Here is a 13,394-nt window from a genome sequence, read left to right as displayed (position 1 = left end):
GGACCACCTTCGCGAGCAGGCTCGCTCCCACAAGGACACCACTGCACCTGTGGGAGCGGGCTTGCTCGCGAAGAACGATGACGCGGTAGAACTGACTGAACGACTATTCCTGCGGGTCGACGATATCCAGCGCCCGATTAACGGCTAAGTCCGCCAACATGACGATCTGCGCAATGGCCAACGCGGTACTGCGCTGGGAGCCGCTCAGGTAGGTGGCGAAATCGCTGGCCAGAACACTTGCCGAGGCCAATGACTCACAGGCGTGGGCCAGGAGGGATTCGGTGTTCATGTCCGGGGAGATCAGGAACATGGGGCTGGGGTTGTAGGGTTTGGAGCTGTTGAAGGGGGGATCGGGGATTAATTTATCCAAGGGAATGCCTATGACGTTGGGTGCCATTCCCTCGCCGTTTCTCACGCGACGAAGAGGTGGCAGCTATGTGCGAGGTGAGAAACCGGTCATAGACACCCGGCCAGACCGAAGTCTGCCCGCACACAGCCGCCATAACGCATATGCAGCAGATAAGCTGGCGGCAATTATGCGGATACTGGCGATGGATGACTATGACTTGCCGGGTTCTCACACCCGATCGCTGAGTTTTCAGCGACACCCAAAAGGTTATTGAACCCGCTTCCTACGGGCAACCTGAAAACCTCGTGGGAAAGGTCTGGTTTTTTTACCGCTGTTTAAACGGACGCATCCGTTGCCTGTGCGGCCGCTATCGCGAGCAAGCTCGCTCCCACATTCAAAACGTGTACATCAGCAGAAACCAGAGCAATTTCCCACGATGAAACCAGCCTTCAGCCCCTTGCCCCAACGCCACAGCCGTCTAACATCAATCAAACGGAAAATATGTCCACATCCCCCTCAAGTTGAAGGACTCAACAACCGACACAGTACAACTAGCGCAAATACTCCATACGACAGCATTTCGGCCAAGCTACAGGCAAAACCCTATGTGATTGATTGTCCCTTTGACTGACATCACCGGATTGCCAATACTCATGGCAACTTGACGCTACCCGCACGGAACAAGGAATGACTCTTTGAAGCTGGAACTCAAGAACAGCTTGTCGGTGAAGTTGCTCCGGGTCGTGCTCCTGTCGGCATTGATCGTCGGCGTGGTCTTGAGCTGCGCTCAGATCGTTTTCGATGCCTATAAAACACGCCAGGCCGTGGCCAGCGATGCCCAACGCATCCTCGACATGTTCCGCGACCCCTCGACCCAGGCCGTCTACAGCCTGGACCGCGAGATGGGCATGCAGGTTATCGAAGGCCTGTTTCAGGACGACGCAGTGCGCAAGGCCTCCATTGGCCATCCCAACGAGGCCATGCTCGCGCAAAAGTCTCGCGAGTTGCAGCATTCCGGCAGTCGCTGGCTGACCGACCTGATCCTCGGCAAGGAACGCACCTTCACCACCCAACTGGTGGGTCGCGGCCCTTACAGCGAGTATTACGGCGACCTGAGCATTACGCTCGACACCGCCACCTACGGCCAGGGTTTCATCGTCAGTTCGGTGATCATTTTCATTTCCGGCGTATTGCGTGCCATGGCCATGGGGCTGGTGCTGTACCTGGTCTATCACTGGCTGCTGACCAAACCGCTGTCGCGAATCATCGAGCACCTCACGGAAATCAATCCGGACCGCCCCAGCGAACACAAAATCCCGCTGCTCAAGGGGCATGAAAAGAACGAATTGGGGATCTGGATCAGCACCGCCAACCAGTTGCTCGAGTCCATCGAGCGCAACACCCATTTGCGCCACGAAGCGGAAAACAGCCTACTTCGCATGGCCCAGTACGACTTCCTTACCGGTCTGCCGAACCGCCAGCAATTGCAGCAGCAACTGGACAAAATTCTGGTAGACGCCGGCAAGTTGCAACGTCGGGTCGCGGTATTGGTGGTCGGCCTGGACGATTTCAAAGGCATCAACGAACAATTCAGCTACCAGACCGGCGACCAACTGCTGCTGGCCCTCGCCGATCGCCTGCGAGCTCACAGCGGACGCCTCGGCGCCCTCGCCCGCCTTGGTGGCGACCAGTTCGCCCTGGTTCAGGCCGATATCGAACAACCCTACGAAGCGGCCGAACTGGCCCAAAGCATTCTCGATGACCTGGAAGCGGCGTTCGCCCTCGACCATCAAGAGATTCGCCTGCGCGCCACCATCGGCATCACCCTGTTCCCCGAGGACGGTGACAGCACCGAAAAACTGCTGCAAAAAGCCGAGCAGACCATGACCCTGGCCAAGACTCGCTCGCGCAACCGTTATCAGTTCTATATCGCCAGCGTCGACACCGAGATGCGCCGACGTCGCGAGCTGGAAAAAGACCTGCGCGACGCCTTGGCCCGTAACCAGTTGTACCTCGTCTACCAGCCGCAGATCAGCTATCGCGATCACCGAGTGGTGGGTGTCGAGGCGTTGATTCGCTGGCAGCATCCCGAGCACGGGCTGGTTCCGCCAGACTTGTTCATCCCCCTGGCCGAGCAGAACGGCACCATCATCGCCATCGGTGAATGGGTGCTGGATCAGGCGTGCAAGCAATTGCGCGACTGGCATGACCAGGGTTTTGTCGACCTGCGCATGGCGGTAAACCTGTCCACGGTGCAACTGCACCACGCCGAGTTGCCACGGGTGGTCAACAACCTGCTGCAGATGTACCGCCTGCCGCCCCGCAGCCTGGAGCTGGAAGTCACCGAAACCGGCCTGATGGAAGACATCAGCACGGCTGCCCAGCACCTGCTCAGCCTGCGCCGCTCCGGTGCGCTGATCGCGATCGACGACTTCGGCACCGGTTACTCGTCATTGAGCTATCTGAAAAGCCTGCCGCTGGACAAGATCAAGATCGACAAGAGCTTCGTTCAGGATCTGCTCGATGACGACGACGATGCGACCATCGTTCGGGCCATCATCCAGCTGGGCAAGAGCCTGGGCATGCAGGTGATTGCCGAAGGCGTGGAAACCGCCGAGCAAGAGGCCTACATCATCTCCGAAGGCTGTCACGAAGGTCAGGGCTATCTCTACAGCAAACCGCTGCCGGCGCGGGAATTGAGCGCGTATCTGAAACAGGCTCAGCGCAGTAACGCGGCTATTTTGTAAACATCACAAGATCGCAGCCTCGTTTCACTCTGTAGCAGCTGTCGAGTGAAACGAGGCTGCGATCTCTTGATCTACGACACAAACCCCGCGTGAATAAGAAATATTTCCAAGCACAACCCTTTACACATAATGCGAAAGATTTGCATTATGTCGCAGCTTTGCGCGCTTGCTGCGCCATTCCACCCCCTCTCGAAGCAGGATGTTCGCCATGATTCGTATGCCTCTGGCTACCGCCAGTCTGTTGGCCATCGCTATTTCCCTCGCCGGTTGTGGCGAAGGCAAAGACAAAGCTGTCGCTGCGCAGGCGCCGACTCCGGCGGCCAGCACCTCAGCCCCGGCCGCCGCACCTGCCGCTGCCGGTAAAGTCGACGAAGCAGCCGCCAAAGCCGTTGTCGCGCATTACGCCGACATCGTCTTCGCCGTTTACAGCGATGCCGAATCCACCGCGAAGACCCTGCAAACCGCCGTCGACGCCTTCCTCGCCAAGCCGAACGCCGACACCCTGAAAGCTGCCAAGGCTGCCTGGGTCGCTGCCCGCGTGCCTTACCTGCAGAGCGAAGTGTTCCGCTTCGGCAACACCATCATCGACGACTGGGAAGGTCAGGTGAACGCCTGGCCACTGGACGAAGGCCTGATCGACTACGTCGACAAATCCTACGAGCACGCACTGGGTAACCCGGGCGCCACGGCCAATATCATCGCCAACACTCAAGTTCAGGTCGGCGAAGACAAGGTCGACGTGAAAGACATCACCCCGGCAAAACTCGCCAGTCTGAACGAGCTGGGTGGTTCCGAGGCCAACGTTGCCACCGGCTACCACGCCATCGAATTCCTGCTTTGGGGCCAGGACCTGAACGGCACCGGCCCTGGCGCCGGCAACCGTCCAGCGTCCGACTACCTGGAAGGCAAAGGCGCAACCGGCGGTCATAACGATCGTCGTCGCGCCTACCTGAAGTCCGTGACCCAACTGTTGGTCAGCGACCTGGAAGAAATGGTCGGTAACTGGAAGCCGAACGTGGCCGACAACTACCGCGCCACCCTGGAAGCCGAGCCTGCCGAAAGCGGCCTGCGCAAAATGCTGTTCGGCATGGGCAGCCTGTCCCTGGGCGAACTGGCGGGCGAGCGCATGAAGGTTTCCCTGGAAGCCAACTCCCCGGAAGACGAACACGACTGCTTCAGCGACAACACCCACAACTCGCAGTTCTACGATGCCAAAGGCATTCGTAATGTGTACCTGGGCGAGTACACCCGCGTCGACGGCACCAAAATGACCGGCGCCAGCCTGTCGTCCCTGGTAGCCAAGGCTGACTCGGCTGCCGACACCGCGCTGAAAGCCGACCTGGCTGCGACCGAAGCGAAGATGCAGGTTATCGTCGATCATGCCAACAAGGGTGAGCACTACGACCAGCTGATCGCTGCCGGCAACACTGCTGGCAACCAGATCGTACGCGACGCTATCGCTTCCCTGGTCAAGCAGACCGGTTCGATCGAAGCCGCCGCTGGCAAACTGGGCATCAGCGACCTGAACCCGGACAACGCTGATCACGAGTTCTGATCAACGCTGCCTGAGTGACTAAGAGGCGACCTTCGGGTCGCCGATCGTTCCCACGCTCTGCGTGGGAATGCCTCAACGGACGCTCCGCGTTCGGCTTTTGATGTGACGCAGAGCGTCACGGGCTGCATTCCCACGCTGAGCGTGGGAACGATCAGTTGCCCCACATCAAGCAAACGATAATTCCTCTTATTCAAACTCCCCTGCCCTGTTAGACTTTGCGCCCTTGTTTTGCTCGTCTTGCAGGATGCCTGATGCCCTCGCTGCCTCTTCGCTTGTCCGCACTGTTGCTGGCCCTGGGCCTGAGTGCCTGCGACGACGCCCCACGTTTTACCAAAGCCGAACCCGGTGAAGCCCGGTCCGGTGGCAGCGCGACCGTGCGAAAGACCGATCAGAACTCGTTTTCCCTGCCGTCCGCCAACCTGCCGCCGTCACGGCGCGTGGACTTCAGCGTCGGCAACAGCTTCTTCCGCAGTCCCTGGGTGATCGCCCCGTCGACCACCACCGCCCGGGATGGTATCGGCCCATTGTTCAACACCAACGCCTGCCAGAACTGCCACATCAAGGACGGCCGCGGTCATCCGCCCACGCCTGATGCGCAGAACGCCGTGTCGATGCTGGTGCGCCTGTCGATTCCCGATGCGCCGGCGTATGCCAACGTCATCGAGCAACTTGGTGTCGTCCCGGAGCCGGTCTACGGCGGACAATTCCAGGACATGGCCGTGCCCGGTGTCGTCCCGGAAGGCAAAGTGCGTGTCGATTACACGCCCGTTCCGATTCGTTTCAAGGACGGCACCGAAGTCGAGTTGCGCAAACCGACGTTGCAGATCACCCAACTCGGCTACGGTCCGATGCACCCTGATACCCGTTTCTCGGCGCGTGTCGCACCGCCGATGATTGGCCTGGGTCTGCTGGAAGCGATCCCCGACGAGGCGATCCTGGCCAATGCACAAGCTCAAGCAAAAGACAAAAACGGCATCGCCGGACGCCCGAACCGGGTCTGGGATGACACGCAGCAAAAAACCGTCCTCGGGCGATTTGGCTGGAAGGCCGGGCAACCGAACCTCAATCAACAAAATGTTCATGCGTTTTCCGGTGACATGGGCCTCACCACAAGCCTGAGGCCCGTCGACGACTGCACTGACACGCAAACCGCTTGCAAGCAGGCGCCCAACGGCAATGGCCCTGATGGCGAGCCGGAGGTCAGCGATAACATCCTGCGACTGGTGTTGTTCTACAGCCGTAACCTCGCCGTACCGGCCCGCCGCGATGTCAGCGCTCCCCAAGTGCTGGCCGGCAAGAATCTGTTTTTCCAGGCCGGGTGCCAGTCTTGTCATACCCCGAAATACACCACCGCCGCCAACGCCGCCGAACCTGAACTGGCCAATCAAGTGATTCGCCCTTACAGCGATCTGCTGCTGCACGACATGGGCGACGGTCTGGCCGACAACCGTAGCGAATTCCAGGCCAGTGGCCGCGACTGGCGCACCCCGCCATTGTGGGGCATCGGTTTGACGCAGGCGGTCAGTGGCCACACCCAGTTTTTGCACGATGGCCGCGCTCGCAATCTGCTCGAAGCCGTGCTCTGGCATGGCGGCGAAGCAACAGCGGCGCAGCAACAGGTTTTGTCTTTCAATGCCGAGCAACGCGCTGCGTTGCTGGCGTTTTTGAATTCCCTTTAATCCGTATTCCATTGCGGGAGCCCGACATGTTCCGTCCCAAATTGTTGTTCACCAGCCTTGCCGCGCTCGCCTTGGGCGCCTGTTCGCCTCAGGATCCGCAGGCCGTTACTTCGGCGGCCATCGCCAAGCAAGTGATCCTGCCGACCTACAGCCGCTGGGTAGAAGCCGACCGTCAACTGGCGGTCAGCGCCCTGGCCTTCTGCGAAGGCAAGGAAACCCTCGACACCGCCCGTGCCGACTTCCTGCATGCGCAGAAAGCCTGGGCCGAGCTGCAACCGCTGCTGATCGGCCCGCTGGCCGAGGGCAACCGTTCGTGGCAGGTGCAGTTCTGGCCGGACAAGAAAAACCTCGTGGGCCGTCAGGTCGAGCAACTGGTCACCGCGCAGCCGCAGATCGATGCCGCCGCCCTGACCAAGTCCAGCGTTGTGGTTCAGGGCCTCTCCGCCTATGAATACATCCTGTTCGACAGCAAGATCGACATGGCCGATGCCACCCAGAAAGCCAAGTACTGCCCGCTGCTGAGCGCCATCGGTGAGCGTCAGAAACAACTGGCCGAAGAGATCCTGTCGCGCTGGAACACCAACGACGGCATGCTCGCGCAGATGAGCAAATTCCCCAACCAGCGCTACGCCGACTCCCACGAAGCGATCGCGGACCTGCTGCGCGTGCAAGTCACCGCGCTGGACTCCCTGAAGAAAAAACTCGGCACGCCGATGGGCCGTCAGAGCAAGGGCATTCCTCAGCCGTTCCAGGCCGACGCCTGGCGCAGCAAGTCCTCGCTGCAAGGTCTGGAAGCCAGCCTGGCCGCGGCGCAAACCGTCTGGGTCGGTGTCGACAACAAAGGCCTGCGCGGTCTGTTGCCGAACGAGCAGAAACCCTTGGCCGACAAGATCGATGCCGCTTACGCTGCGTCCCTGAAACTGTTCGCCAGCAACCAGCGCTCGCTGACCGACATGCTCGGCGATGACGCCGGTCGCCAGCAACTCAACGATCTCTACGACAGCCTCAACGTCGTCCACCGCCTGCACGAAGGCGAACTGGCCAAGGCGCTGGGCATCCAACTGGGCTTCAACGCCAACGACGGTGACTGATGAGGGCAAGTTCCATGCTGCGACGCCAGGCTCTGACGTTAGGTAGTTTGCTGCTGGGTGCGGTGACACTCGGCGGCTGGACGCTGTTCAAGCAGAAGGACAAAAGCCCGCTGCTGCTCTCGGCGCGGGACGATACCGACGGCAAACATTATGCCGTTGGGTATCGGCTGGACGGCACCCGGGTGTTTGCCACCCAGGTCGGCCAGCGTTGTCACGACATCATCAACCACCCGACGCTGCCGATTGCGCTGTTCGTCGCCCGTCGTCCTGGGACCGAGAGTTACCTGATCGACCTGCGCGACGGCACGCTGCTGCAAACCGTGATCTCACGGCCGAACCGGCACTTCTACGGTCACGCGGTGATTCACAAGAGCGGCGACTGGCTGTACGCCACCGAGAACGACACCTCTGATCCGGGTCGTGGCTTGCTGGGTGTGTATAAGTTCGAAGGCGAGCGACTTATCCACAGCGGCGAGATCCCCACCCACGGCGTCGGCCCGCATCAGGTGTCGTGGATGCCCGATGGTGAAACGCTGGTGGTCGCCAACGGCGGCATTCGCACCGAGGCCGAAAGCCGCGTCGAGATGAACCTCAACGCCATGGAACCGAGCCTGGTCCTGATGCAACGCGACGGCACCCTGCTGAGCAAGGAAACCCTCGCCCAGCAGATGAACAGCGTGCGTCATTTGGGGATTGCCAGCGACGGCACCATCGTCGCCGGCCAGCAGTTCATGGGACCGTCTCACGAGCCTTCGCAGCTGCTGGCGATCAAGCGGCCCGGCCAGCCGTTCGTGGCCTTCCCGGTGCCTGAGCATCAGTTGCAGGCCATGGGGCATTACACCGCCAGCGTCGCGGTGCACAGCGAACTGCGCCTGGTCGCGTTGACCGCGCCACGGGGCAATCGCTTTTTCATCTGGGACCTGGACAGCGGTGACGTGCGCCTGGACGCGCCGCTTCCCGATTGCGCCGGGGTCGGCGCGGTAGCCGATGGCTTTGTCGTGACCTCGGGACAGGGGCGATGCCGGTACTACGATTGCCGCCAGACAGATCTTGTAGCAAAACCACTGGAGCTGCCCGCAGGGCTCTGGGACAACCACCTCCACCTCATCTAAACACGGTCCTTTGTAGCAGCTGGCGAAGCCTGCGTTCGGCGGCGAAGCCGTCGTGAGATCCGACGACGCGGTGTGTCAGACAAACCACGTTGCATGGATTTACGACGGCTTCGCAGCCGAACGCAGGCTGCGCCAGCTGCTACAGGTCGGGGTGACGCCCACCTGTAAGTTCTGCCAGTTGGAATCAACCTCCCACTCGGAGTAATGTGCCCGACTGTCTCACCTGATTTTCTCCAAGGAAGTGGAAATATGCTGCGTCGCCGCATGCTGATCATGTTGGGTGCTGTTCTGCTGATCGTACTGGTCCTGGCCGGTTACAAAGCCTTTTCCATCTACACGATGATTCAGGGCTTTGCTGCGCCGAAACCGCCGATCAGTGTCGCCGTGGCCACCGCCACCGAACGGCCGTGGCAAGCCCGCCTGCCGACCGTCGGCACCCTCAAGGCGCTGCAAGGCGTCGACCTGAGCCTGGAGATCGCCGGCACCGTCACCGATGTGCAGTTCCAGTCGGGGCAGAAGGTCAAGGCCGGTCAGCCGATCGTCCAACTCGATAGCGCCGTGGAAACCGCCCTGCTGGAAACCGCCCTCGCCGACCTCGGACTGGCCCAAGTGGATTACAACCGTGGCAGCCAGCTCGTGGGCAGCCAGGCGATTTCCAAAGGCGAGTTCGACCGACTCTCGGCGGTGTTCAAAAAGAACAAGGCCACGGTCAATCAGCTCAAGGCTTCGCTCGAGAAAAAACGCATCGTCGCGCCGTTCAGCGGAACCATCGGCATTCGTCAGGTGGACGTCGGTGACTACGTGGCCAGCGGCACCATGATCGCCACCCTGCAAGACCTCAGCAGCCTCTACGTCGACTTCTTCGTGCCCGAGCAGTCGGTGCCGAAGATCGCGATCGGCCAATCGGTGCAGATCATTGTCTCGGCCTACCCGGCGCAGAACTTCCCCGGGACCCTCAGTGCAATCAACCCGAAAGTTGAAAACAGCACACGCAACGTCCAGGTCCGCGCGACCCTGGCCAACCCCGACGGCAAACTGTTGCCGGGGATGTTCGCCAGCCTGCAAATATTGTTGCCCGACCCGCAGCCGCACATCGTCGTGCCGGAAAGCGCGATCACCTACACGCTGTACGGCAATTCGCTGTATGTCGTCGCGCAGAAAAAAGCCGAAGACGGCAGCGTCGAAAAGGACGATAAGGGCGAGCCGATTCTGATCGCCGAACGGCGTTTCATTGAAACCGGCGAGCGCCGCGACGGTGTGGTGATGATCACAAAGGGCGTGCAGAACGGTGAAAAAGTGGTCACGGCCGGCCAGATCAAACTGGACAACGGCGCACATATCGCGATCAGCGACGACAAGACACTAGCCGAGAAGCGCAGTCAGCCTCGCGTTGACTGATCAAGGAATCCCCATGGCTTTTACCGACCCGTTCATCCGCCGCCCGGTGCTCGCCACCGTGGTCAGCCTGTTGATTGTGCTGCTGGGCGTCCAGGCCTGGAGCAAGTTGCCGCTGCGCCAATATCCGCAAATGGAAAACGCCCTGATCACGGTCACCACCGCTTACCCCGGGGCCAACGCCGAGACCATCCAGGGCTACATCACCCAACCGATGCAGCAGAGTCTGGCCAGCGCCGAGGGTATCGACTACATGACGTCGGTCAGTCGCCAGAACTTCTCGGTGATCTCGATCTACGCGCGCATTGGCGCCAACAGCGACCGCTTGTTCACCGAATTGCTGGCCAAGGCCAACGAGGTGAAAAACCAGCTGCCTCAGGACGCCGAAGACCCGGTACTGAGCAAGGAAGCCGCCGACGCCTCGGCACTGATGTACATCAGTTTCTTCAGCAAGGAGCTGAGCAACCCGCAGATTACCGACTACCTGTCGCGGGTCATCCAGCCGAAACTGGCGACCCTGCCGGGCATGGCTGAAGCCGAGATTCTCGGCAACCAGGTATTCGCCATGCGCCTGTGGCTGGACCCGGTGAAGCTGGCCGGTTTCGGCCTGAGTGCCAGCGACGTGACCGATGCGGTGCGCAAGTACAACTTCCTCTCCGCCGCCGGCGAAGTGAAAGGCGAGTACGTCGTCACCAGCATCAACGCCAACACCGAGCTCAAATCCGCTGAAGCCTTCGCCGCGATCCCGCTCAAGGTCGAGGGCGACAGTCGCGTGCTGCTCAGCGATGTGGCGCGGGTTGAAATGGGCGCGGAGAACTACGACTCGATCAGTTCTTTCGGCGGCACGCCTTCGGTGTACATCGGCATCAAGGCCACGCCTGGCGCCAACCCGCTGGACGTGATCAAGGAAGTGCGCAAGATCATGCCGTCCCTGGAAGCCCAACTGCCACCGAACCTCAAAGGTGAAATCGCCTACGACGCCACGCTGTTCATCCAGGCCTCGATCGACGAAGTGGTGAAAACCCTGTTTGAAGCGGTGCTGATCGTCATCGTGGTGGTGTTCCTGTTCCTCGGCGCGCTGCGTTCGGTGGTGATCCCGGTGGTCACCATCCCGCTGTCGATGATCGGCGTGATGTTCTTCATGCAGATGATGGGCTACTCGATCAACCTGTTGACGTTGCTGGCGATGGTATTGGCCATCGGCCTGGTGGTAGACGACGCCATCGTCGTGGTGGAGAACATTCACCGGCACATTGAAGAAGGCAAGACGCCGCTGGATGCGGCCATCGAAGGCGCCCGGGAAATCGCCATGCCGGTGGTCTCGATGACCATCACCCTGGCGGCGGTCTATGCGCCGATCGGCTTCCTGACGGGGCTGACGGGGGCGCTGTTCAAGGAGTTCGCCCTGACGCTGGCCGGTGCGGTGGTGATCTCTGGCATCGTCGCCCTGACCCTGTCGCCGATGATGTGCGCCTTCTTGCTGCGTCACGACGAAAATCCCAGCGGCCTGGCCCATCGACTGGACCTGATATTCGAAGGCCTCAAGCGCCGTTACCAAAGCATGCTGCACGCAACCCTGAACACCCGGCCGGTGGTGCTGGTGTTCGCGGTGATCGTGCTGTGCCTGATACCGGTGCTGCTCAAATTCACCAAGTCGGAACTGGCGCCCGACGAGGACCAGGGCATCATTTTCATGATAGCCAACGCCCCACAACCGGCCAACCTCGACTACCTGAGCACCTACACCGACGAGTTCGTCACGATCTTCAAAACGTTTCCCGAGTACTACTCGTCGTTCCAGATCAATGGCTTCAACGGCGTGCAATCGGGCATCGGCGGCTTCCTGCTCAAACCGTGGAACGAACGCAGCCGCACTCAGATGGAAATCCTGCCCGAGGTCCAGCGCAAACTGGAGAGCATTTCCGGGCTGCAGATCTTCGGCTTCAACCTGCCTTCCCTGCCTGGCACCGGCGAGGGGCTGCCGTTTCAGTTCGTCATCAGTTCCGCCAACGATTACGAGTCACTGCTGCAAGTGGCCGACCGGGTGAAAAAACGGGCAATGGAATCTGGCAAGTTCGCCTTCGTCGACCTCGACCTGGCGTTCGACAAGCCCGAAGTGGTGGTGGATATCGATCGCGCCAAGGCCGCACAGATGGGTGTTTCCATGCAGGATCTTGGCGGGACACTCGCGACGTTGCTGGGTGAGGCGGAGATCAACCGTTTCACCATTGAAGGTCGCAGCTACAAAGTCATCGCTCAGGTCGAACGGCCTTTCAGGGATAACCCCGACTGGCTCAACAATTATTACGTCAAGAACACCCAAGGTGAATTGCTGGCCCTGTCGACCCTGATCACGGTGACCGACCGGGCGCGTCCACGGCAGTTGAACCAGTTCCAGCAACTCAATTCGGGCATCCTGTCCGGGGTGCCGCTGGTCAGCATGGGTGAAGCCATCGACACCGTGCGCCAGATCGCTCGGGAAGAGGCTCCGGTGGGTTATGCCTTCGACTATGCCGGCGCATCACGGCAATACGTCCAGGAAGGCAGTGCGCTGTGGGTCACCTTCGCTCTGGCACTGGCGATCATTTTCCTGGTACTGGCCGCCCAGTTCGAAAGCTTTCGCGATCCGCTGGTGATTCTGGTGACCGTGCCGTTATCGATCTGTGGCGCGTTGATCCCGCTGTTCCTGGGCTGGTCGAGCATGAACATCTATACCCAGGTCGGCCTGGTGACGCTGATCGGGTTGATCAGCAAGCACGGCATCCTGATCGTCGAATTCGCCAACCAGTTACGCAGGGACAAAGGCCTGACGCCGCGCGAAGCCGTGGAGGAAGCGGCGGCCATTCGTCTGCGTCCGGTGTTGATGACCACTGCTGCGATGGTGTTCGGTATGGTGCCGTTGATCATCGCCACGGGGGCGGGTGCCGTCAGCCGGTTCGACATTGGCACGGTGATCGCCACGGGGATGTCGATCGGGACGTTGTTTACGCTGTTCGTGTTGCCCTGTGTTTACACGGTGCTGGCCAAACCCGATAAGCCATAGCGCCGATGATCGTTCCCACGTCGAGGCGTCGAACCGTCCGCGTGGGAATGCCGCAACGGACGCTCCGCGTTCGGCTTTTGAGGGGACGCGGAGCGTCCCGGGCTGCATTCCCACGCAGAGCGTGGGAACGATCAGCATCGGGAATAAAAAAGGCCTCGCGATTGGCGAGGCCTTTTATTTGGGCTTCAATCTGTTCAACTTTGTGGCCTCAATCCTTGAGAAAGACCGAACATGAACAGCAATAAATCATGATCGGGTTGGGATGCCACGGATGCCTTGGCAACGCGTGGCAACGGACAGTGCGCGTCGCCATTCACTGAACTGAGGACTTGCGTGCGGGGCTGCTCCCATGCCGCCACCGCCAGTGAAGCAACTGCCAAGGCTCCTATCAAAAACCCAACTCGTGCAATTTCGAGTTTCATT

At 60.4% G+C, this 13,394-nt stretch carries 9 protein-coding genes; 7 read left to right on the top strand and 2 right to left on the bottom strand.

Translation table 11 applies throughout. The features are described 5' to 3' along the window. Window positions 1-103 precede the first annotated feature (103 nt). A complete protein-coding gene (locus ACYZT3_RS07025) occupies window positions 104-370 on the bottom strand; it encodes a DUF6124 family protein (protein ID WP_282375403.1) in 267 nt (88 codons plus the stop codon). 674 nt (window positions 371-1,044) lie between these two features. Between ACYZT3_RS07025 and ACYZT3_RS07020 the strand changes: the two genes are divergently transcribed. The 7 genes from ACYZT3_RS07020 (at window position 1,045) to ACYZT3_RS06990 (ending at window position 12,971) form a co-directional block, all read left to right on the top strand. After that, window positions 1,045-3,096 (top strand): putative bifunctional diguanylate cyclase/phosphodiesterase, encoded by a 2,052-nt coding sequence (locus ACYZT3_RS07020; protein ID WP_282375402.1) that lies wholly within the window; start codon window positions 1,045-1,047, stop codon window positions 3,094-3,096. A gap of 208 nt (window positions 3,097-3,304) precedes the next feature. Further along, entirely contained in the window at window positions 3,305-4,651 is a 1,347-nt protein-coding gene (locus ACYZT3_RS07015) for an imelysin family protein (protein ID WP_282375401.1), read from the top strand. Window positions 4,652-4,902: 251 nt separating this feature from the next. After that, window positions 4,903-6,330 carry a di-heme oxidoreductase family protein gene (locus ACYZT3_RS07010; RefSeq protein WP_282375400.1) on the top strand — a complete coding sequence of 476 codons (1,428 nt, stop codon included), beginning with the start codon at window positions 4,903-4,905 and terminating at the stop codon, window positions 6,328-6,330. A gap of 26 nt (window positions 6,331-6,356) precedes the next feature. Beyond that, window positions 6,357-7,421 (top strand): imelysin family protein, encoded by a 1,065-nt coding sequence (locus tag ACYZT3_RS07005; RefSeq protein WP_282375399.1) that lies wholly within the window; start codon window positions 6,357-6,359, stop codon window positions 7,419-7,421. Between the two features lie 14 nt (window positions 7,422-7,435). After that, window positions 7,436-8,533 (top strand): DUF1513 domain-containing protein, encoded by a 1,098-nt coding sequence (locus ACYZT3_RS07000; protein WP_462031775.1) that lies wholly within the window; start codon window positions 7,436-7,438, stop codon window positions 8,531-8,533. Between the two features lie 249 nt (window positions 8,534-8,782). Next, window positions 8,783-9,931, top strand: a complete 1,149-nt coding sequence (locus tag ACYZT3_RS06995) for an efflux RND transporter periplasmic adaptor subunit (protein WP_462031774.1) — start codon at window positions 8,783-8,785, stop codon at window positions 9,929-9,931. Window positions 9,932-9,944: 13 nt separating this feature from the next. Next, the gene (locus tag ACYZT3_RS06990; RefSeq protein ID WP_462031773.1) at window positions 9,945-12,971 is read left to right on the top strand and encodes a multidrug efflux RND transporter permease subunit; all 3,027 of its coding nucleotides are present in this window, start codon (window positions 9,945-9,947) and stop codon (window positions 12,969-12,971) included. Window positions 12,972-13,165: 194 nt separating this feature from the next. On the opposite strand, the gene ACYZT3_RS06985 is transcribed toward ACYZT3_RS06990, so the two are convergent. Next, the gene (locus ACYZT3_RS06985) at window positions 13,166-13,393 is read right to left on the bottom strand and encodes a hypothetical protein (RefSeq protein WP_282375393.1); all 228 of its coding nucleotides are present in this window, start codon (window positions 13,391-13,393) and stop codon (window positions 13,166-13,168) included. Window position 13,394 lies beyond the last annotated feature (1 nt).

Source organism: Pseudomonas sp. MDT1-16 (genome assembly GCF_054898115.1).
The sequence above is the reverse complement of the archived record's forward strand: the minus strand, read 5'-3'. Positions and strand labels throughout refer to the sequence as shown.